Raw genomic sequence first — 20,702 nt, 5'->3', positions numbered from 1 at the left:
TTATGCAACAGCATCGCCACTGACGTCCAAGCAGGGCAGACAAGTACCATCCATTCCGACGGTAAAGTCAGCACAAAGTATAGTGCAGGGACGGAACAAGCGCTTTTTCTGCTGGCCAGATATTCCAATTCGAACATCAAGTTGATCGTTTAAAACTATTCGCTACATATAACTATGGATATCCGCATTACGTCTCGGGACTAATGGGCGTAGCGAATTGATGCGGGTTAGCGAGGCCGGGTTGCCAGCTATACTCAATTCTGATGACGGGATGGCAGAACTGGCCAGAAGCGGATGGCTTGAGAAGACAGAGTCCAGCAGTCCACGACGGAGGTTTCGTCATGAGTAACCTGACGATCGAAGGCTGGTGCAAACCCAGCGGCGCCCAAAAATCCACCCCGGTGGGTGAGATCAGCTTTGATGTCGACGGCCCCCTCCATCTGCGTCTGGAGCAAGCTGAAGAAAGCCTGCAGAAGACCGATGAGCCTGAAGCCATGGTCGATGTCGACATGAGCTCAATGGATTTGATCTTGCCAGAGGGATACGGCCCCTTGTCCGACTGCCAAATGCGCGTCTACTTGCAGCACGGGCGCGGTCAGTTCCATTTGGTCGGGCATCGAGCGAGCGATGGAAGCTTGATCTATTCCAACGCGGTTTTGATTGATCAGCTGATTTAGAAGCTAAAGCGTGATTCTCGGGGAACACAAGCCGGCCCGAAGTGGCCGGTTTTTTTATGCATGAAATTTGATTTCTCTCTCTCCAGCGCCTCGGCAAAACCCTGCAATACAGAAAGCCGGCCTTCCCCAGCCATCGCCAAATGCCCTCCTAGACTCATTTCATGCTGCTGACACATCGATGCTCAGGATGCATTGGTGGTTATAGTGTTGATTGGTGAATCTCAGTAGGTATAGTAACCACAAGCACACCACAGGGAGGTGATGTGAATAGCCGGTTTTTGATAAGCCAAATCGTTGCAGACGGCTGGTATCTGGTACGGATCAAGGGCAGCCATCACCATTTCAAGCATCCGACCAAGCCGGGACTGGTAACGGTTCCTCATCCGAAAAAGGATCTGCTCAAAAAAACGGCCATCAGTATTTTGCAACAGGCGCTGCTCTGACGAGCCGATGGACAGCGCCTTCGGAGGATGACGAACATGCTTTACCCGATTGCGATTTCCTTGGGCGATGATGAACACGCCTGGGGTGTAGAAGTACCGGATATTCCGGGTTGTTTCTCCGCTGGGGAAGATCTGGATGACGCCATGGCCATGGCGCGCGAAGCCATCGAAGGTCATTTCGAGATATTGGCCGAAGACGGATCACCGATTCCGCCCGCCAACAAAGTGACCCTGCATGCGGCCAATCCGCAGTACGCAGGGTGTACGTGGGCCGTGGTGGACATCGATGTCACCAAATACCTGGGCAAGGCCCAGAAACTCAACATCACCCTGCCCGGTTACTTGCTCAACCGCATCGACGAATACGTACTGCATCATCCGGAAGAGAAAAGTCGCTCCGGGTTTCTGGCCTCGGCGGCGCTCAAGGTTTTGCAGCAGGGCTGATGGCTCGACGGTGGGCAACCCAAGGGACAAACGACCAGGCGCGTCCCTTTACAGGTCAGCGCGTCGCCACCATGAACAACCGCGGAAACGGCAATAGCACCGAACCATCGCTCAGCGCCGGATAGGCTTTCTCGATCGCCGTCAGATACTGCTTGAGATACTGCGCCCGCTCCGCTTCATTCAGCGGCTCAAGAAAAGGCCGTAAACCGCTGCCCTTGAACCACTCGACCACGCCCGATGCGCCGTCCGCGAGCGGATGATAGTAAGTGGTGCGCCATACATCGACTCGGGTGCAGTGGGCACGCAGCATCGAGTAGTAACCACCCGCATCTTCCATCTCCGTTCGCAGCCCTACAGCCCTTGCCAGTTTGTCAGCCCACGGACCGTTCGCTGCGACCTCGCGCATCAACCTGTGCGACGGTTCGTTGAGGTTGTCGGGCATCTGAATCGCCAGGCTACCGCCGGGCGCAAGCCTGGTGACCAATGACGGCAGCAACCGGGCGTGATCGGGCAACCACTGCAATACCGCGTTGGCGAAAATCACGTCGAACGGGCCGGTCTCGTTCCAGTTATCAAGGTCAGCGGTGTCGAATTGCACTTGAGGCAAGCGCTGGCGGGCGGCCTCGATCATATCGGGCGAACTGTCCAACCCACGCACCGCGGCATTGGGAAAGCGCTGCACCAGCAACTCGGTGGAATTACCGGGGCCGCAACCAACGTCGATGGCCGATTGGACATCCACTGCGGGAATGGCGGCCAGCAAGTCACGCGCCGGGCGCGTGCGCTCATCTTCAAACGCTACGTATTGTTTGGCGGACCAACTCATATCGTTCTCCTGTCGGTGCAGGTTGCAGCCAGAGGCATCTATAGTCCTACTCGCGGCCTGTTGGAAGGAACCCAACCCGTCATTTCAAGGCAAGGAGCAAGGCCAGCTCGTACCCCGTGATCGAGTGGGTTCCGCAGTAGTGTGTTCGCAACGGCCGCAAGGCAAACCAGCGTTGTCGTACCTGGTAGGTAGCCAGGTAATCACTATGTTCAAAGGAGCTTTACTATGTCTAGAGCCACGGATGTACTTGTTTCGATCCGCGGCAGGACCGTCAGCCTGCTGGCCGAACACAGCGTGGTATTTCACAACATTTCGGTGGGCGATACCGGGATCCTTTCGCCGCCCAAACTGGTCGTCCACAGCGAGCAGACAGTCCCCGCGCCCGACCCCGTCAACCCGACCCAACCCGGTAGCCACAAGGCCGATGATCATTATTGGGAGTGCTCGCAACTGACCCCGGGCGTGGCGGCCTGCGAATTGAGCTTCATGCTGCTCAACCAGCGTTGTGAAGTGTTGGGGTATTTCAGCTGGGAGACTGAAGTGACGCTGTCGGCATGAACAGATAGAAAACCAATACCAGTTCAGGCGAGGAACCTGTGGGAGCGGGCTTGCTCGCGAATGCGGTGTGTCAGGCGATATCAATATTGACTATGCCGCCGTCTTCGCAAGCAAGTCGGATCGCCGCTATTTACTATCCGCCCCCTTCTCCTGCATCTGCACCGAAGACTTGGTGCCATCAGTATTGTCTTTGGTCTCGTTATCCGAGTTATCGAAGCAGCCCTGCAACGCAAGCAGGCAGCAACAAAGGTAAAACGTGCGGGCGAGGTTCATGCTGTTCTCCAGTTTCAGGGGTTTGAAGTAGTGACCCATGTCGGTGGAAATGGTTGCGACTTTCTCGGCCCCGAGCGATGAACTCTGACAGAGGGTTCAGCGCAGCGGTTTTTCATCCCGCAGGCAATATTCAGCAGAATTTTCGTCATGCCCATGCTGTCTGAAAATCAGGCGCATCCTTATAAGGAACACGGCAATGAAATTCGCGAAAATTGCGCAGAAACTCTCCCTGTGGGCCGGCCAGCCCCGGACATTTCTGGGGGCGATCGCTCTGATAATCCTGTGGGGTTTGACCGGGCCTGTTTTCCATTTCAACGATACCTGGCAGCTGATCATCAACACCTCTACCACCATCATCACCTTCCTGATGGTGTTCCTGATCCAGAACACCCAGAACCGCGACACGGATATTTTGCACTTGAAGATCGATGAGTTATTGCGAGTAACGAAAGAAGCGCAGAACGCGATGCTGGGGCTCGAATCGCTGGATATCAAACAGTTGGAAGCGTTGAGAAAGAAATATCGCCGCCTCGGCGAGGGCGAAACGATTTCCCTGGACGGCACTGTCGTCCCGGAAACAAAGAAACAGGATGAATGAATTGGTCCCTGCCCCGCGGGTGACCGGTGACGTCACCCGCGCCATTGGTGCTAGCGACTGGCTTGCAGCTCTCTGGCCATTTGCAGATGGTTTTGCAGTTTGGGCAGGGTCTCTTGGGCGAACGCTTTGATTTGCGGCACATCCGTGGTCTGCGCTTGTTGTTGAAGCTGCTCGATGGTCTCTTGGGTGGTTTTCACCTGACTGGCGGCGTACGCCTGATCGAAGGACGCGTCGTCCTTCACCTCCGGGATCAGCGTTTTGGCCTTGTCCATCACCTCTTCGCGGGGTGCGACCGGTAAATCGAGTTGCTTGGCAATTTTCGCCAGATGCTGGTTGGCGGTGGTGAGGTCGTTGATTACCACGATGGTGTAATCCTTGACCTCTTTGGACTCGGTTTTCTGGTGCGCCAAGCGACTGGCTTCGATGTCGGCCATGCCTTTGGCCGATGCTTCGTTGATGAATTCAGCGGCTGACTGGGCAAAGGCACTGTTGGCAAACAGACCCAGTAACGTGACAAAACTGGCATTGCGTAAACGGGTGGCCATCCGGCTCATGGTCGCGCCCTCCTTCTTTGAAAATTCCAACGGGGGCTTTCGCCCCCGTCTTTTAATAAAACCACTTTCACTATTACCGGGATTTCTGACCACCTTTGCGGCCCATGCCGCCTTTCGCGGAGTCTTTATCAACGGTCGTCGTGGTGGTTTTCCCACCTTTGCGACTGGATTCAGACGCCTTCGTTCGATCGTGGGCACTACCCGGACTTGGATTTTTTGAAGTAGGCATGGTTCTCATCCTCTTGGTGATGATCGCTGCGAGCAGCCGCCCGCATAGAATAAGAATTTGCATCGCCAAAAAGGTTTAGAAAAACTGGCAACGCTGCGACGAACGGTGACGGTTTTTTTCAGGCCCCGAGACGCAGGTGCTGCTGGCGCTTGGCGCTGTACATCGCCTCATCGGCATGCCTGAACAATTGATTTTCTTCAGTCCCATGTTCGGGGTAGCGCGCAACGCCAATGCTTGGCTGGATGTTCAGGTTATTCCCGTCCAGGCGCAGGGGCTGAACCAGCACCTGGCGGATTTTTCCCGCCACACGTTCGGCATCCTCCGCGGCCTGGATGCTGTGCAACAACACGACAAATTCATCACCGCCGATGCGCGCCACGGTGTCGGTTTCACGTACGCAGCCCTTGAGCCGATTGGCGACCGCTTGCAGCAGCATGTCGCCAACCGTATGACCGTGGGTGTCATTGACATGCTTGAAGCGGTCGAGGTCGACGTAGAGCAAAGCCATTTGACCGGAGTCTGTTCGGGCCAGCTCCAGCGACGCTTTGAGGCGTTCGCGCAGCAACTCGCGATTGGGCAACTGAGTCAGTTGATCGTATTGAGCCATGCGCTGGAGCCGGGCATGCAATTGCTTGCGCTCGATAGCGGTCGCGATCTGAGCGCAAACATATTGCAGCAGTTCCTTGTCTTGCTCGGTGTAACGCTCGCCGCCGGGTACGCTTTTAACGATCAGCGCGCCAATGGTGCCGTTCTGCGAACTCAAAGGCACACCCAGCCAGCAAGGCGAATCCCGGCCCGCGACCAGCGATGCAAACCCCGCCGGCGGATCGTCCTGATCCGGGGTCAGCAGAATCGGCAAGCCGCTGCGAATCACTTCACTGCAAAGACGCCCGGTCACAGTCCCGGGCTCCTCGGGTTGGGGTTCACGATCGTCGACGTGATAGGGAAAGTTCAGATGCGCGCAGTGCTCGTCATACAGCGCCACGGAGAAATTCAACGCCGGAAGCCATTCGCCGATAATCAAATGGATGCGTTTGAACAGCGCCAGCAGATCCTCCGCCGCGTGGGCCGCTTCGGAGATTGCATACAGCGCCGCTTGCCGGGACTCGGCCTGTTTGCGCTCGGTGATGTCGCGCGCGACGGCAATGCGCAACTGATCGACCTGCGACCAACGCGCCGACCAGAGAATATGCACCACCCGCCCGTCCTTGCGCAGGTAACGATTTTCAAAGTTGAGCTTGGGCTCGCCCCCCATGATCTCCCGCGCGGCATCGAGGGTGCGCTGTCGGTCGGCGGGATGCACCAGTTCGATCATCGGCTGGCCGATCAACTCGTCGGGGGTGTAACCGAAAATGCGCTCGCAGGCCGCGCTGACAAATACAAAGCGACCTTGTTTATCCACCGCACAGACGGCGTCCAGCAACAGATCGATGTAGCTCGCCAGTGGTGCGGAATTTCTGGTTTCCATAATGCCGAGAGCGTGTCCGGACAATGCAACATTGAACAACCCTCCCTGACCGGTCATACGCCCGAGCGATGACTGTGCAGCTGACGCTTCCCTGCGATCAGCCTCAAGCCTTGTTCGTCACCAGCCCCGGCAGCGCATGCACCAGGGCATTGATGGCAAAACCGATGAACATTACCCCGCACAACCGGGTGATCGCCAGTTCATGGCGCTGATACAACATGCGCACCTGACGCGCACCGACAATGCCTATGAGGATAGCGTAGGCCAAAAGGCCACCTACGAAGCTCAGGACGATCAACCATGGCAGCATCGACCAATGCAGCAGTTCCGCACGGCTGGACAACAGCGCAGTAAAGGTCGCCACCGCCACCGGGTATGCCTTGGGGTTGGTCAAACCGAACATGATGCCGTGCCAGAACGGCTGCCGAGCCGGCCCCTGAGGCGCCTCGGCGCTGCCGCGACGAGCCCGAACCGCACGCAGACCCAGCCAGAACAGGTACAGCCCACTGAATACACCCAGCACATCGAACGCGGTGCTGCCGATTTCCCGCGCACCGACAATCGCGATCAACGCCGTGCTGCACCAGACCACGTCGCCCAGCAAATGCCCGCACAGAAACCCCGCTCCGGCCCGCCGCCCGCGCGCCGCACCGATGCCGAACACCGCCAGCACACCCGGCCCCGGCGTGATGCCGTAAATGAAGCCCGAGGCGAGAATGGCCATTAGCAGCGATGGAGTCATGGGAATTCCTGTTGAAACGCCGGATGAATGGACGCAAGTCTATCTCAGGACCCCGAGCATCGACTCACTGATCGTCGAAGAACTTCATCCCCGCATACGGCCGTTGCCGACATGCCGCCAGCCGCGACGCCAGATCCCCGACATGCGCCTCAAGCTTGTGCCCATCCGGGTCGAGAAAATAGAACGACGCGCCTTCGCTGCGGTTATCTCGCCATTCCCGCACATTGGCGGTTCGCAGGCGTTCGACGAACAACGGGAAGTCCGCAGAGCCGACACTGAAGGCGTAATGAGTGTAGTCAGCCGCGGGCGCGGATTTGCGCAGCGGATCGAGAGAAAGGCACAGCCACAGACCAGGTAATGAGAGATAGGCGCCGGCGTCCCAAGTCGCTTCTAGCTGGAGTTGCAGCAGATCGCGATAGAACGCCACGCTGCGGTTCAGGTCGGTGACGGCGAGGGTCAGGTGGTTGAGGCCGGTTAGCATGGGTTTAGTAACCTTGAGGCTGGGTCCGACCGGAGCGTACAACTTAAACGTGCTTGAGCGTATAGCGGTACTGGCCGGCAGCGCGGTCATGTTGCTGGGTAGCATCGCCGGTACGTCAATAGCGCTGCTGGCCGTGGGCGCGCTACTTTGCGTAGTGTTCGCGCCCGGCCGTCGAACCACTTAGAACGCGCTGCGGAAAATCTCCTCGATCTGCCGCTGATCCGCCTTCCGAGGATTAGTCAGTCCACAGGCGTCTTTCATGGCATTGCTGGCAAGCACCGGGATGTCGTTGAGCCTGGCACCAAGCTCGCGTAAACCGGCGGGAATTTCCACGTCCTTGGCCAGGTTGCGAATGGCCGCGATCGCTGCTTGAGCGCCCTCTTCCGGGCTGAACCCGCAAATGTCGGCGCCCATCGCGCGGGCAACATCGGTCAGGCGGTCGGCGCAGACCAGCGCGTTAAAACTTTGCACATGAGGCAGCAACACCGCATTGCATACGCCATGGGGCAAGTCGTAGAACCCGCCCAACTGGTGAGCCATGGCATGGACATAGCCCAAGGACGCATTGTTGAACGCCATACCAGCGAGGAACTGCGCATAAGCCATGTTTTCCCGCGCGATCATGTCACTGCCGTCCCGCACGGCCAGGCGCAGGTTATTGCTGATCAAGGTGATGGCCTTGAGCGCACAGGCATCGGTAATCGGGTTGGCCGCGGTGGAGACGTAGGCTTCGATGGCATGGGTCAGCGCATCCATGCCAGTGGCGGCAGTCAGGCCCTTGGGCATGGCGACCATCAGCGCCGGATCGTTGACTGACAGCAGCGGCGTGACGTTGCGATCGACGATGGCCATTTTCACGTGACGGGATTCGTCGGTGATGATGCAAAAACGGGTCATCTCACTGGCAGTGCCGGCAGTGGTGTTGATCGCGATCAGCGGCAGCTGCGGTTTTGCCGATTGATCGACACCTTCGTAGTCACGAATCGTCCCACCGTTTGTGGCGCACAAGGCGATGCCCTTGGCGCAGTCATGAGGCGAACCGCCGCCCAGAGACACCACGAAATCACAGCGACTTTCCTTGAGCAGGCCCAGGCCAAGTTCGACGTTGGCAATGCTCGGATTCGGCTTCGCGCCGTCGAAGATCACCGAGTCGATGTCCTGGATTGCCAGTTTCTCGGCAATCATCGTCGCCACGCCAGCCTTGGCCAGCCCGGAGTCGGTGACGATCAGTGCCTTGCGAAAACCATACTTGCGAATGGCGTCCATGGCTTCGTCAAGGCAACCAGTGCCCATGATGTTCACAGCGGGGATGAAAAACGTACTGCTCATGCGCGAGTCTCCTGACTGAAGCCGAATCAACAGCACCGATCCGGCGGGGGCGCACAGGATCGACCCATTAGTCGTGCGGTAACTTGATCTGGCTCAAGTCCGGGTCGTGATAAAGTCGCCGTCCATCAGACCTTTTGCTTTGAGACGACAAACGCAATGACCGATTTCCAGGATGTCGATGCCCAACTTGAAGACTGGAACGCCTTGCGCACCACCGCCTCTTTTGGCGGCCTGCTGGTGGGTAACGGGGCCAGTCGTGCGGTATGGGACGACTTCGGCTATGACTCGCTGTTCGAAAACGCCCGCACCGTCGAAGAGAAGCCTCTGAGCCAATCCGAACTGAGCGTGTTCGACGCGATGCAGACGCGCAGTTTCGAACAAGTGCTTGGGGCGCTGAAAACCACCAGCCGGGTCAACAAGGCGTTGGCCGTCAGCTCTGCCGCACCGCGCAACCGCTATTACGCGATCAAGGAAGCACTGATCAACACCGTGCATGCGGTGCACATCCCGTGGCGGCTGGTGCAGGCCTCGACCCTGGCGACGATCAATCAGGAGCTGGGCAGCTATCGAACGGTGTTCACCACCAATTACGACTTGCTCAATTATTGGGCGGTCCAGCACCGGCCTGACGTTATTACCGATCTGTTCCAGGGCACCGAGCCGAGCTTTGATCTGAGCATCACCGCGACAGACAAAACCCGGCTGCTGTACTTGCACGGCGGCCTGCATCTGGTGCGCAATCAGGACGGCACGGCGCGTAAATTGATGTCGACCGAGGGTACGTTGCTCGGCAGTTTCGCCATCAATAATACGATCAAGACTCTTGACGACGTACCGCTGTTCGTCAACGAAGGTCCGACCCAGGACAAACTCAAGACCATTCGCAGCTCGGATTACCTGTCGTTCTGCTACGACCAGTTACTGGGCCATGGCGACGGGTTGTGCATCTTCGGGCACGCCCTTGGCGAACAGGACAGCCACATTATTCATGCATTGCGCCAGGCGAAGCCGAAGACAGCGGCGATCTCGATTTACCCGCGCAGCAAGGCGTTCATCCAGCATCAGAAGCGGCATTACACGAAGGTGTTTGAGGGGACGGGCGTGGAGCTGCGGTTTTTTGATTCGAAGACCCATGCGCTCGGTAGTCCCAAGCTGACCGTACCGGTCGAGGTTTAGGTCAAGATCAAAAGATCGCAGCCTTCGGCAGCTCTTACGATGTAGGAGGCTGCGATCTTTTTTATCGGTTAAATGCCTGCTGCGTTCTTTAAAGCTTCGCGCCGGAACGGCTGATCCTTCAGCACCTGAGCGATAAAGGTGTCTGCAATCAATTGCACATGCTCGAACTGTCCTCCGGATGCATTGAATGCACCGCGCCAGGACTTGGTCTGGTTATGGACCGTGTAGACACCCAGCACCTCTGTGCCATGGCTGACGCTAAAGATCAGCGTACTGTCCCAACTCACTGGCACCGGAACCAGAAACAGCGTGAAGGCGCTCAGAAACATCTGTGGCTGCAACGCGCCGACATCGCTGTTGGCAATGACCAGCACGTTGTAACCGTCAGCGCTTCGACCAGCCTTGACCTCGTCGAACGTACCGCGACGGCGCAGTTCGTCCCGCAGCATCCAGCTTGGGAGCCCCATAACACTGACATTGATCACCGGCAGTCGCTGGTTGTAATCAACCTCAGGGGCTTTAAGTGTATGGGTTGCCTGACAGCCACCGAGCAGCAGGGTCAGCCACAGAAATAGTGCTTTGGTGCGCATTAGAGTTTTCCTGAGAGCATGGATTTGTAAACGGAGGAGCTCGCTCCATCCTCTTCGCGGATGAACGGCGTTGCCGAATAAAGGTTTGGCAGGTCCAGCCGTTGCAGTCCTGGTACTTGGGGATATTTCGCCCGCACCAACGCTGAGTCACGCTCAAGGTGATCGCTGTGCAAAAAGAGGCAAGTGGATTGTCCAGGTGTCACGCAGCCCGCACGGAAATCACCGATGTAGTAAGCCTTGCCGGCTTCTAATTGAAATGGGATGGTGAAATCTTCCCGGCTCCAGGACACCGAAGAACCATGATCGAAGCGCAGGTTATAGAGCTCATAACGCCCAGGTTTGAGCGGCATGACAAACAGTGTGCCGATTCCGTGCCCTGTCTCGCGCACGTCCCGCGGTGTGCGAGCATAAAACTCATTGTGCAAACGCGCCGTGGCAAAGTTGTCGCTGCCTCGCTGGCGAATCATCAGCATTTGTTCCTGTGCGGTATTGACCGCCTTGGGCCAGATACCGACAACACCCACCACATAAGCCACGCCTGAGCCGGCGTTGGGCGTGAGTTCTTCGTCGATGTGAATCGGGGACATGCTGTGACAACCCGCCAGGCCCAGCAGCAATGTCAGTAGAGCAAAAACGCGGATCATGGAAGAAAACTCTCTTCAGTGAATATTTGAAGACGTCACGAAAGAGGGCTTGCAGAACCACTTCCATGTAATGGACGCGGAGAATAATGGAAATGATGGCACTTAGCCAGAATCTGGTCGCCAATGATCTGGCGACCTTTGATGGAAGGTATTTTCGATCAGAGCACCGGCAAGGTCTTGTCCTTGATCACCGTGGTCGGGCCGTTGGCTTTGACGCTGGCGATGCCTTTATCCCTCGCGGCATCCGATGAGTAGGATTCGCTACTGCCGATGATCTCGTGGTTACCGGCCTTCAGGTTGAAGTAAGGATGACCGTCCTTGGTGGTTTTTTTCTCGTAGCGTTCGTCCAGCGGACTGTTGGCCTGAACCGAGGCGATACCGCCATCGGCCGCACCGCGAGAGGTATACAGCTCACTGGTCAGAATGGTTTCGGCATTGGCCGCTTTCAATACAAACTTGAATTGACCGTTGACGGTTTTGCTCACTTCGTACCATCCAGACATGCTTTTTCTCCTTGGCGATTGAGAGGTTTCGCGCTTCAGAGTAAAGACCACGCCAGGATATCTGTCGCCTGTACCGGCCCCTTCGCGGGCAAGCCTCGCTCCTACAGGGATTCGGTTGACCGCGAATTTGCGTCCGACACAAAACCTGTAGGAGCGAGGCTTGCCCGCGAAAGCGTCCTCATGACTGATGCAAATTGCTCTATTTCACCACCGCCCGCACCACCGATAACTCAGGTGTCTGCACCCGGCGCTGGCTCAGGTAACGCATGCAGCTGACCCGCAGGAACGAGGCGAAATTCACCACTTCGCCGCGGTAGTCCATCACCTCTTCATACAGCTTGGCGATCAACTGATTGGTGGTCATGCCGTCGACCTCGGCAATTTCGCTGAGGATGTCCCAGAACTGATTCTCCAGCCGCAGGGTGGTGACCACCCCGCAGATGCGCAGCGAGCGGGAACGCGACTCGTAGAGAATCGGATCAGCCTTGACGTAGAGCTCGCACATGGACAGGTCCCTCGTTACAGCGTGATTTTGGTGCCCAGCAACCCGAGGAAACCAGCCAACCAGCTCGGGTGCGCCGGCCAGGCCGGAGCAGTGGCCAGATTGCCTTGAACATGACCTTCCGTCACCGGGATATCGATGAACGTGCCGCCAGCCAGACGCACTTCCGGAGCACATGCCGGATAGGCGCTGCACTCGCGCCCCTCAAGAATGCCTGCCGCGGCCAACAGTTGCGCACCGTGACACACGGCGGCGATCGGTTTGCCGGCCTTGTCGAAGGCTCGCACCAGGTCCAGGACTCTTTCGTTCAGGCGCAGGTACTCCGGCGCACGACCGCCCGGCACCAGCAGCGCGTCGTAGTCCGCCGCGTCTACCTTGGCAAAATCGAAGTTCAGGGCAAACAGGTGGCCGGGTTTTTCGCTGTAGGTCTGGTCGCCTTCGAAGTCATGGATTGCTGTGCGCACGGTCTGGCCGGCGGTTTTGTCCGGGCATACGGCGTGTACCGTATGGCCGACCATCAGCAGTGCCTGGAAGGGCACCATCACTTCGTAGTCTTCGACGTAGTCGCCGACCAGCATCAGAATTTTTTTAGCCGCCATGGGAAGGACTCCTCTGGAAAATGCGTGGGCATGCAGGAGTATTCAAGGTAGTCCTTATCCGGCGGGTCGGGTAATAACCAGCTACTACCTAAAGGACCGCGTCATCGTTCATCGCGGGCAAGCCACGCTCCCACAGGTTTTGCATCGGCCGCAAGAACGACACAAGCCCGCTCCCACAGGATCAGAGGTAACCGTCGGCCCGCAGCAATGTTTCCAGGCAATGTTCGCTGATGTGGTAGAAATCCTTCAGTTCCTGAATCTTCACCAACAGCTGAGCCGGGTCCACCGGCTCGGCGCGTTTGACCGCCAGGATCATCTTGTTTTTGTTGGTGTGGTCCAGTGAGATGAACTCAAAAACCTTGGTCTCATAACCGCAGGCTTCCAGAAACAGTGCACGCAAACTGTCAGTGACCATTTCCGCCTGCTGGCCCAGGTGCAGGCCGTATTGCAACATCGGCTTGAGCAGCGCCGGGCTCTGGATCTGCAGGCGGATCTGCTTGTGGCAACACGGCGAGCACATGATGATCGAAGCGCCGGAGCGAATGCCGGTGTGAATCGCATAGTCGGTGGCGATGTCGCAGGCATGTAACGCGATCATCACGTCCAGTTCGCTCGGCGCCACGCTGCGCACATCACCGCATTTGAACACCAGCCCCGGATGCTCCAGCTTCGCAGCGGCGGTGTTGCAGAGGCTGACCATGTCTTCGCGCAACTCGACGCCGGTCACCTCGCCCTCGGCCTTCAGGGTATTGCGCAGGTAGTCGTGGATCGCGAACGTCAGGTAACCCTTGCCCGAGCCGAAATCCGCCACCCGCACCGGTTTGTCCAGCGCCAGCGGCGACGAGGTCAGCGCATGGCTGAAGACTTCGATGAACTTGTTGATCTGCTTCCACTTGCGCGACATCGCGGGGATCAGCTCATGCTGCGCGTTGGTCACGCCGAGGTCTTTGAGAAACGGTCGGCTCAAGTCGAGGAAACGGTTCTTCTCGCGGTTGTGCTCGGCGGACGGTACTTCGCGCAATTGCTGAGGTTTGCTCTTGAACAGCGAAGATTTGCCCTTTTTGCTGTATTCGAGCTGGGCTTCGTCGGTCAATGACAGTAAATGCGCATTTTTGAACGACGCCGGCAACAGCGCCGCAATGGTCGCCACGCCTTCGGCAAGCGGTAGGTTTTTGGTGATGTCGCGGGTCTTGTAGCGGTAGACGAAGGACAGGCATGGCTGATCCTTGACCGTCAGCTGCTTGATGATCAGCCGCTGCAAGTCCGCTTCGCCACCGACGTACTTGGCCAGCACCAGTTTGATGAAGGCGTTCTGATCGAGGCTGGTTTGCAGCAAGTCGATAAACTGTGCGTGATGATCCGGCGCGAGGCTGGCGGGAGTGGCGGTGACAGACATGGGAAAAAACGGCCTCGGGCGGTGCGAATCGGAGAATGGCGGGTATTTTAGGGGGGATGGCCGTTCGGGACACGCAGTTATTTGCCGAACGGTGTGATCTGTAGCAGCTGCCGAAGGCTGCGTTCGGCTGCGAAGCAGTCGTGAATCCGGTTAATACGGTGTGCCTGATGTACCGCAAGTTCTGGTTTGACGACTGCTTCGCAGTCGAACGCAGGCTGCGCCAGCTGCTACAAAGAACGAGTCGTTGCCGGGAATCTGGTCTTTAGCTCAACACCACCAACCGATTCGGCAATTCATTCCTCACATGGGTCACCGGCACATGCACCTTGAGCAATTCGCCGCATGCCTCGATGCACGTCACAAACCCCTGCAACGTCTGCCCCTGTTTCACCTGGTGCGTAAACGCCGCCACTATCGCGTCCCAGTTCTTGTTGTCCAGCCGTTTGGAAATGCCTTCATCCACCAGAATCTCCACATAGCGCTCGGCCTCGGAGACAAAAATCAGCATGCCGGTGCTGCCCACGGTGTGGTGCAGGTTTTGCTCCAGGAACTGCCGGCGCGCCAGGTTCGACGCGCGCCAGTGACGGACCGAGCGCGGGATCAGGCGCGTGGTGACTTTCGGAATACGGAACACCAGGCACAACACGATGAAGCTGAGCCATTGCACCAGCAACAGGCTGTGCATGGTCAGCCAGCCCGTCAGATAATGCACGATCCCCGGCACCACCAGCGCCAGCAGACTGGCCCAAAGCAGCGGGATATACGCGTAATCGTCGGCGCGGGCCGCAAGCACCGTCACCAGTTCGGCGTCGGTGTCGCGCTCGACCCGGGCAATGGCCTCGGCGACTTTGCGTTGTTCATGTTCAGTCAGTAATGCCATGGTTATGAATGCCTGCTCGCTATTGTTGTTTTTACCTGCAGTGTTATCACCAGCCGCCCGACGAACCGCCGCCCCCGAAACTGCCCCCACCGCCGCTGAAGCCCCCGCCGCCACCGCCGCCAAAACCTCCGCCGCCGAAGCCCCCTCCCGAGCTGCCCCGGCCGCCGCCACTTGGCAGAATACCGAACATCTGGCCGACGAAGATCGTCAGGATAAACAGCAACACCAGGAACACGAACCCCCCCGGATGCCGCTCAACGAAATCACTCTCCTGATCGCCGCGCGGTTCATACACCGTCGACGGCTCGTCCAGCGGATTGCCGCCCAGCACCACCAGCATCGCCGCCACCCCGTCGCTGATGCCTTTGCTGAAGTTGCCGGCCTTGAATGCGGGCGTGATCACTTGATTGATGATCACCGAACTCTGCGCATCGGTCAGGCGACCTTCCAGGCCATAACCGACTTCGATCCGCAGCTTACGCTCCTCTCGCGCGACGATCAGCAATGCGCCGTTGTTCTTGTCCTTCTGGCCGATGCCCCAGTAGCGCCCCAGCTGATAACCGAAATCCGCGATGTCAGCGCCCTGCAAGTCCGGCAATGTGACCACCACCAACTGCTCGCCGGTGGTTTTTTCGTGGGCGTTGAGCTGTTGCGTCAGTTGCTCGCGCACCGCAGGCTCGATCATCTGGGCGTTGTCCACCACCCGCCCGGTCAATTCCGGGAACTTCAACTCGGCCTGGGCCGTCAGGGCAAACACCCAGAACACCAGCAGCAGGCCCACTTTCAACACGCGCATTGGTAACCTCATCCTTCGTGACGCTTCAAGCCCGTTCCGGCACTTACTGGAACTTCACTTCAGGCGCTTTCTCGGCACCGGGGCTGGTGGCCTCGAAGGTTTCGCGGATTGGCAGATCGCTATACATCACGGTGTGCCACAGACGACCGGGAAAGGTACGGATCTCGGTATTGTATTTCTGCACCGCCAGGATGAAGTCGCGGCGCGCCACCGCAATGCGGTTCTCGGTGCCTTCAAGTTGCGATTGCAGCGCCAGGAAGTTCTGGTTGGCCTTGAGGTCCGGGTAGCGCTCGGACACCACCATCAACCGACTCAGGGCGCCGGTCAGCTGATTCTGCGCCTGCTCGTACTGTTTGAGTTTTTCCGGATTGTCCAGCGTGCTGGCATCTACCTGAATCGAGGTGGCCTTGGCGCGGGCTTCGATCACCGCGGTCAGGGTTTCCTGCTCATGCTGGGCATACCCCTTGACGGTTTCCACCAGGTTGGGAATCAGGTCGGCGCGACGCTGGTACTGGTTCTGCACCTGGCCCCAGGCGCCCTTGGCCTGTTCGTCGAGGGTCGGAATATTGTTGATGCCGCAGCCGGCCAGCAGTGTTGTCAGCCACATCAGGGCTGCAACCTGCAGGCTCGACCGATAGTGATGTCGTACATTCATCTGGTTGATGCTCCCTTGCATATTCCGTTTATGAAACAACCTGCGAACTCTGAACCCGGCTCTTGGGGCATAATTTGCGCCGCTACTGGATTGCATCGAGCCGATGGGCTAAAAGATGCCCCGGCGCTAACACATTGCAGAAGTGTGCTGCATTCACCTGAACAACAATAGTCGCTCCCAAAATTTTGGCTGACCGGCGTGTATTCACTGCCGTTTTGGCTTTTGAGAAAACAATTCATGAAGAAGCTGTGTTTGCTGGGCCTGTTCGTCAGCCTGGCCAGTCATACCGTATTGGCCGCCACGACGCCCGCACCTCTGGAGAACAAGGACGCTTTCATCACTAACTTGATGAAGCAGATGACCCTCGATGAAAAGATCGGCCAGTTGCGCCTGATCAGCATCGGCCCGGAAATGCCGCGGGAGATGATCCGCAAGGAAATCGCCGCCGGCAATATCGGCGGCACGTTCAACTCGATCACCCGCGCCGAAAACCGTCCGATGCAGGACGCGGCCATGCGCAGCCGGTTGAAGATCCCGATGTTCTTCGCCTATGACGTGATCCACGGCCACCGCACCATTTTCCCGATTCCGCTGGCCCTGGCCTCGAGCTGGGACATGGACGCCATTGGCCGCTCCGGGCGCATCGCCGCCCAGGAAGCGGCGGCTGACAGCCTCGACATCACCTTCGCGCCGATGGTCGACATCTCCCGCGACCCACGCTGGGGCCGCACGTCCGAAGGCTTCGGCGAAGACACTTATCTGGTTTCGCGGATTGCCGGCGTAATGGTCAAGGCCTTCCAGGGCACCGGTGCGAACGCGGCCGACAGCATCATGGCCAGCGTCAAGCATTTTGCCTTGTACGGCGCGGTCGAGGGCGGTCGCGACTACAACGTCGTCGACATGAGCCCGGTCAAGATGTACCAGGATTACCTGCCACCGTACCGCGCCGCCATCGACGCCGGTGCCGGCGGGGTGATGGTAGCGCTGAACTCGATCAACGGCGTGCCGGCCACCGCCAACACCTGGCTGATGAACGACCTGCTGCGCAAGGAATGGGGCTTCAAGGGCCTGGCGGTCAGTGACCACGGGGCGATTTTCGAGCTGATCAAGCACGGCGTTGCCCGTGACGGTCGTGAAGCGGCGAAGCTGGCGATCAAGGCCGGCATCGACATGAGCATGAACGACACGCTCTACGCCAAGGAATTGCCAGGGCTGTTGAAGGCCGGCGAGATCGAACAGAAAGACATCGACAACGCCGTGCGTGAAGTGCTCGCCGCCAAGTACGACATGGGCCTGTTCAAAGACCCGTACCTGCGCATCGGCAAGGCCGAGGATGACCCGGCCGACACCTACGCCGAAAGCCGCCTGCACCGTGCCGAGGCCCGCGATGTCGCGCGCCGCAGCCTGGTGTTGCTGAAGAACCAGGGCGAAACCCTGCCGCTGAAGAAAACCGCAAAAATCGCTCTGGTCGGCCCGCTGGCCAAGGCGCCGATCGACATGATGGGCAGTTGGGCGGCCGCTGGCCGGCCTGCGCAATCGGTGACCCTGTTCGACGGCATGACGAATGCGCTGGGGGCACAGTCGACGCTGATCTACGCCCGTGGCGCGAACATCACCAGCGACAAGAAAATCCTCGATTACCTGAACTTCCTCAATTTCGATGCGCCGGAAGTGGTGGACGATCCCCGCCCAGCCAACGTGTTGATCGACGAAGCAGTAAAAGCCGCCAAGGATGCTGATGTGGTGGTGGCCGCGGTGGGCGAATCCCGTGGCATGTCCCACGAATCGTCGAGCCGCACCGACCTGAACATCCCGGCCAACCAGCGCGAGCTGATCAGGGCGTTGAAAGCCACCGGCAAACCGCTGGTGCTGGTGTTGATGAACGGCCGTCCGCTGTCGATTCTCGAAGAGAACGAGCAGGCTGACGCGATTCTGGAAACCTGGTTCAGCGGCACCGAAGGCGGCAACGCCATTGCTGACGTGCTGTTCGGCGACTACAACCCGTCGGGCAAACTGCCGATCACCGTACCGCGCTCGGTGGGTCAGATTCCAACCTACTACAACCACCTGAGTATTGGCCGGCCGTTCACTCCGGGCAAACCGGGCAACTACACCTCGCAGTATTTCGAAGACACCACCGGGCCGCTGTTCCCGTTCGGCTTCGGCCTGAGCTACACCCAGTTCAGCCTGACCGACATGGCGCTGTCTTCGACGACACTGAACAAGACCGGCAAGCTCGACGCCAGCGTCGTGGTGAAGAACACCGGCAAGCGTGATGGCGAAACCGTGGTGCAGCTGTACATCCAGGACGTGACCGGTTCGATGATCCGCCCGGTCAAGGAACTGAAGAACTTCCAGAAAGTACTGGTCAAGGCCGGCGAACAGAAAGTCGTGCACTTCACCATCACCGAGGAAGACCTGAAGTTCTACAACGCCCAGCTCAAATACGCCGCGGAACCCGGCAAGTTCAACGTGCAGATCGGCCTGGATTCCCAGGATGTGACGCAGCAGAGTTTCGAATTGCTGTAACCCGCTATTGATCGTTCCCACGCTCCGCGTGGGAACGATCAGCCCCGCCGATCCAGCAGATTCACCACCAGCCGATCCACCCATCCCCACACCCTCTGCTTGACCCGCCGCCACAACGGTCGGCGCTTCCATGCTTCGAGGCTGACTTCCTGGCTCAGGGCAAAGTCATTCTCGAAACTCGCCGCCACCGCTCGAGTCAGCCCAGGGTCCAGTGCCTCAAGATTGGCCTCCAGATTGAAACGCAGATTCCAGTGATCGAAGTTGCAGGAGCCGATGCTCACCCAGTCATCGATCAACACCATTTTCAGGTGCAGGAAACACGGCTGGTATTCGAAGATCTTCACCCCGGACCTGAGCAGACGCGGGTAGTAGCGATGCCCGGCGTAGCGCACCGACGGGTGATCGGTGCGCGGCCCGGTCAGCAGCAGACGCACATCGACGCCACGAGCCGCCGCGCGGCGCAGTGAGCGGCGGACTTTCCAGGTCGGCAGGAAGTACGGCGTGGCCAGCCAGATTCGGCGCTGACCGCTGTTCAGCGCGCGAACCAGCGATTGCAGAATATCGCGGTGTTGGCGGGCGTCGGCGTAGGCGACCCGGCCCATGCCCTCGCCCATGGCCGGCACTCGCGGCAAGCGCGGCAAACCGAAGTGCGCAGCGGGTTTCCAGGCGCGGCGATAGCGGTTGGCGATCCATTGGCGGTCGAACAGCAACTGCCAGTCGATCACCAACGGTCCGACGATTTCCACCATCACTTCGTGCCATTCGCTGGTGTCTTCGCCCGGTGTCCAGAACTCATCGGTGACCCCGGTGCCACCGACCACCGCCAGGCATTGATCCACCAGCAGCAGCTTGCGGTGATCGCGATAGAAATTGCCCACCCAACGGCGCCAGCTCAGGCGATTGTAGAAACGCAACTCGACACCGGCGGCCGTCAGGCGCTGGCGCAAGGTCAGGGTAAAGGCCAGGCTGCCATAGTCATCGAACAGGCAACGCACCCGCACGCCACGCTCGGCAGCCTGGACCAGCGCCTGGACCATGGCCTCGGCGCAAGCCCCCGCCTCCACCAGGTACAGTTCCAGTTCGACTTGTTCTTCGGCGCGGGCAATCGCCACCAGCATTCGCGGAAAAAACTGCGGGCCATCGATCAGCAGTTCAAAGCGGTTGCCTTCGCGCCACGGGAAAATTGCGCCGCGCATCTCAGCGCGCCGTGAAAATCAGCACCGCACCCACCGGCACCGACAGACTGATGGCCGATAAACCGGCAACCTTGCGCAAGCTTTCCAGGCCCGGGGCCAGGTCGAAATCTTCAGCGCTGATCACCAAAGGCTCAAGGGTCACCACTTGGAAGCGTCGATCATCGAGACGGGTCGCCAGCAGTTCGGCGTTGTATTGGTGTTGTTTGCCATGCAGGTTGACGGTCAGCGGCAAGCGCAACTCCAGTTGCGCACCGGGTGCCAGGTCGTTGATCGGCCGCAGATCGATTTGTGTGGTGATCAGCGCTTCAGGGAACGTCTGGATCTCGAACAGCTCCTTGCGCATGCGTTCGTCGCGCAACGGAATGCCGCTGTTGACCGACTCCAGCTCGACCTCTACCTGCGCCAGGCCCTTGGGATCGACCTTGCCGTGCAGCACCAGAAAGCGCTGCACTTCGGAGATGTTGGCGTTTTTAGTGCTGATGAATGACAGCCGCGAAGACTCGCCATCCAGATACCAATTGGCCTGGGCCGACACGGTGGCACCGGCCAGCAGCAGGAAGGCGAGGGTTTTGCAGATGGAACGCTTGAACATAAAAACTCGGGGGCAGATAAAC

26 protein-coding genes and 1 pseudogene are annotated in these 20,702 nt (G+C 58.6%); 8 read left to right on the top strand and 19 right to left on the bottom strand.

Annotated features, from left to right (window positions below; translation table 11 throughout):
• Window positions 1–341 precede the first annotated feature (341 nt).
• The 3 genes from PSH97_RS06385 to PSH97_RS06375 all read left to right on the top strand — a co-directional run bounded on the left by PSH97_RS06385 (window position 342) and on the right by PSH97_RS06375 (window position 1,564).
• Window positions 342–677: a hypothetical protein gene (locus tag PSH97_RS06385; protein ID WP_305448533.1), complete on the top strand. Its 336-nt coding sequence runs from the start codon at window positions 342–344 to the stop codon at window positions 675–677.
• Between the two features lie 263 nt (window positions 678–940).
• A complete protein-coding gene (locus tag PSH97_RS06380; protein WP_048394018.1) occupies window positions 941–1,120 on the top strand; it encodes a type II toxin-antitoxin system HicA family toxin in 180 nt (59 codons plus the stop codon).
• A 36-nt stretch (window positions 1,121–1,156) separates the two neighbouring features.
• Window positions 1,157–1,564 carry a type II toxin-antitoxin system HicB family antitoxin gene (locus tag PSH97_RS06375; protein WP_305448532.1) on the top strand — a complete coding sequence of 136 codons (408 nt, stop codon included), beginning with the start codon at window positions 1,157–1,159 and terminating at the stop codon, window positions 1,562–1,564.
• Between the two features lie 55 nt (window positions 1,565–1,619).
• Here PSH97_RS06375 and tam read toward each other — a convergent pair whose 3' ends face one another.
• Window positions 1,620–2,390, bottom strand: coding sequence for a trans-aconitate 2-methyltransferase (tam, locus tag PSH97_RS06370; protein ID WP_305448531.1), 771 nt, complete (start codon window positions 2,388–2,390; stop codon window positions 1,620–1,622).
• Window positions 2,391–2,642: 252 nt separating this feature from the next.
• On the opposite strand from tam, the pseudogene PSH97_RS06365 reads away from it, so the two are divergent.
• Window positions 2,643–2,948 (top strand): annotated as a pseudogene (locus PSH97_RS06365) (AidA/PixA family protein); the annotation flags it as partial.
• A 126-nt stretch (window positions 2,949–3,074) separates the two neighbouring features.
• On the opposite strand, the gene PSH97_RS06360 reads toward PSH97_RS06365, so the two are convergent.
• Window positions 3,075–3,221 (bottom strand): hypothetical protein, encoded by a 147-nt coding sequence (locus tag PSH97_RS06360; protein ID WP_008074520.1) that lies wholly within the window; start codon window positions 3,219–3,221, stop codon window positions 3,075–3,077.
• 196 nt (window positions 3,222–3,417) lie between these two features.
• On the opposite strand from PSH97_RS06360, the gene PSH97_RS06355 reads away from it, so the two are divergent.
• Window positions 3,418–3,819, top strand: a complete 402-nt coding sequence (locus tag PSH97_RS06355) for a low affinity iron permease family protein (protein ID WP_305448530.1) — start codon at window positions 3,418–3,420, stop codon at window positions 3,817–3,819.
• 50 nt (window positions 3,820–3,869) lie between these two features.
• Here PSH97_RS06355 and PSH97_RS06350 read toward each other — a convergent pair whose 3' ends face one another.
• The 5 genes from PSH97_RS06350 to fos form a co-directional block, all read right to left on the bottom strand.
• Window positions 3,870–4,373: a DUF4142 domain-containing protein gene (locus tag PSH97_RS06350; protein ID WP_305448529.1), complete on the bottom strand. Its 504-nt coding sequence runs from the start codon at window positions 4,371–4,373 to the stop codon at window positions 3,870–3,872.
• Between the two features lie 73 nt (window positions 4,374–4,446).
• Window positions 4,447–4,602, bottom strand: coding sequence for a stress protein (locus tag PSH97_RS06345; protein ID WP_305448528.1), 156 nt, complete (start codon window positions 4,600–4,602; stop codon window positions 4,447–4,449).
• A 118-nt stretch (window positions 4,603–4,720) separates the two neighbouring features.
• Window positions 4,721–6,070 (bottom strand): sensor domain-containing protein, encoded by a 1,350-nt coding sequence (locus PSH97_RS06340; RefSeq protein WP_305448527.1) that lies wholly within the window; start codon window positions 6,068–6,070, stop codon window positions 4,721–4,723.
• 103 nt (window positions 6,071–6,173) lie between these two features.
• On the bottom strand, window positions 6,174–6,812 hold the full coding sequence (locus PSH97_RS06335; protein ID WP_305448526.1) for a LysE family translocator: 639 nt from the start codon (window positions 6,810–6,812) through the stop codon (window positions 6,174–6,176).
• Window positions 6,813–6,876: 64 nt separating this feature from the next.
• Window positions 6,877–7,293: a fosfomycin resistance glutathione transferase gene (fos, locus tag PSH97_RS06330; protein ID WP_305448525.1), complete on the bottom strand. Its 417-nt coding sequence runs from the start codon at window positions 7,291–7,293 to the stop codon at window positions 6,877–6,879.
• 49 nt (window positions 7,294–7,342) lie between these two features.
• On the opposite strand from fos, the gene PSH97_RS06325 reads away from it, so the two are divergent.
• Window positions 7,343–7,477 (top strand): hypothetical protein, encoded by a 135-nt coding sequence (locus tag PSH97_RS06325; RefSeq protein WP_305448524.1) that lies wholly within the window; start codon window positions 7,343–7,345, stop codon window positions 7,475–7,477.
• On the opposite strand, the gene yiaY is transcribed toward PSH97_RS06325, so the two are convergent.
• A complete protein-coding gene (gene yiaY, locus PSH97_RS06320; RefSeq protein WP_305448523.1) occupies window positions 7,474–8,622 on the bottom strand; it encodes an L-threonine dehydrogenase in 1,149 nt (382 codons plus the stop codon). The two genes, PSH97_RS06325 and yiaY, sit on opposite strands and share 4 nt — an antisense overlap.
• A 156-nt stretch (window positions 8,623–8,778) precedes the next feature.
• Here yiaY and PSH97_RS06315 point away from each other — a divergent pair, with 156 nt between their 5' ends.
• Complete coding sequence (locus PSH97_RS06315) at window positions 8,779–9,798, top strand: DUF4917 family protein (protein WP_305448522.1); 1,020 nt, start codon at window positions 8,779–8,781, stop codon at window positions 9,796–9,798.
• A gap of 68 nt (window positions 9,799–9,866) precedes the next feature.
• Here PSH97_RS06315 and PSH97_RS06310 read toward each other — a convergent pair whose 3' ends face one another.
• The 9 genes from PSH97_RS06310 to PSH97_RS06270 form a co-directional block, all read right to left on the bottom strand.
• The gene (locus tag PSH97_RS06310; RefSeq protein ID WP_305448521.1) at window positions 9,867–10,388 is read right to left on the bottom strand and encodes a hypothetical protein; all 522 of its coding nucleotides are present in this window, start codon (window positions 10,386–10,388) and stop codon (window positions 9,867–9,869) included.
• Window positions 10,388–11,032, bottom strand: coding sequence for a hypothetical protein (locus PSH97_RS06305; RefSeq protein ID WP_305448520.1), 645 nt, complete (start codon window positions 11,030–11,032; stop codon window positions 10,388–10,390). Before PSH97_RS06305 ends, PSH97_RS06310 begins: the two co-directional genes overlap by 1 nt.
• Window positions 11,033–11,190: 158 nt before the next feature.
• A complete protein-coding gene (locus PSH97_RS06300) occupies window positions 11,191–11,535 on the bottom strand; it encodes a YegP family protein (RefSeq protein ID WP_095632345.1) in 345 nt (114 codons plus the stop codon).
• Between the two features lie 199 nt (window positions 11,536–11,734).
• Window positions 11,735–12,040, bottom strand: coding sequence for a ribbon-helix-helix domain-containing protein (locus PSH97_RS06295; RefSeq protein ID WP_038979286.1), 306 nt, complete (start codon window positions 12,038–12,040; stop codon window positions 11,735–11,737).
• A 14-nt stretch (window positions 12,041–12,054) separates the two neighbouring features.
• On the bottom strand, window positions 12,055–12,636 hold the full coding sequence (locus PSH97_RS06290; RefSeq protein WP_305448519.1) for a DJ-1/PfpI family protein: 582 nt from the start codon (window positions 12,634–12,636) through the stop codon (window positions 12,055–12,057).
• 181 nt (window positions 12,637–12,817) lie between these two features.
• A complete protein-coding gene (locus tag PSH97_RS06285) occupies window positions 12,818–14,032 on the bottom strand; it encodes a class I SAM-dependent methyltransferase (protein WP_201059811.1) in 1,215 nt (404 codons plus the stop codon).
• A gap of 262 nt (window positions 14,033–14,294) precedes the next feature.
• Window positions 14,295–14,912: a TPM domain-containing protein gene (locus PSH97_RS06280; RefSeq protein ID WP_305448518.1), complete on the bottom strand. Its 618-nt coding sequence runs from the start codon at window positions 14,910–14,912 to the stop codon at window positions 14,295–14,297.
• Window positions 14,913–14,958: 46 nt separating this feature from the next.
• Entirely contained in the window at window positions 14,959–15,708 is a 750-nt protein-coding gene (locus tag PSH97_RS06275) for a TPM domain-containing protein (protein WP_305448517.1), read from the bottom strand.
• Between the two features lie 43 nt (window positions 15,709–15,751).
• The gene (locus tag PSH97_RS06270) at window positions 15,752–16,363 is read right to left on the bottom strand and encodes a LemA family protein (protein WP_305448516.1); all 612 of its coding nucleotides are present in this window, start codon (window positions 16,361–16,363) and stop codon (window positions 15,752–15,754) included.
• 237 nt (window positions 16,364–16,600) lie between these two features.
• Here PSH97_RS06270 and bglX point away from each other — a divergent pair, with 237 nt between their 5' ends.
• Complete coding sequence (gene bglX / locus PSH97_RS06265) at window positions 16,601–18,892, top strand: beta-glucosidase BglX (RefSeq protein WP_305448515.1); 2,292 nt, start codon at window positions 16,601–16,603, stop codon at window positions 18,890–18,892.
• A 38-nt stretch (window positions 18,893–18,930) separates the two neighbouring features.
• Here the strand turns inward: bglX and PSH97_RS06260 are convergent, their stop codons facing one another.
• Both PSH97_RS06260 and PSH97_RS06255 read right to left on the bottom strand, forming a co-directional pair.
• Window positions 18,931–20,088 (bottom strand): phospholipase D-like domain-containing protein, encoded by a 1,158-nt coding sequence (locus PSH97_RS06260; protein WP_305448514.1) that lies wholly within the window; start codon window positions 20,086–20,088, stop codon window positions 18,931–18,933.
• 1 nt (window position 20,089) lies between these two features.
• On the bottom strand, window positions 20,090–20,680 hold the full coding sequence (locus PSH97_RS06255; protein WP_305448513.1) for a YceI family protein: 591 nt from the start codon (window positions 20,678–20,680) through the stop codon (window positions 20,090–20,092).
• Between the last annotated feature and the right edge of the window lie 22 nt (window positions 20,681–20,702).

The organism is Pseudomonas cucumis (assembly GCF_030687935.1).
GTDB lineage: Bacteria > Pseudomonadota > Gammaproteobacteria > Pseudomonadales > Pseudomonadaceae > Aquipseudomonas > Aquipseudomonas cucumis.
The sequence above is the reverse complement of the archived record's forward strand: the minus strand, read 5'-3'. Positions and strand labels throughout refer to the sequence as shown.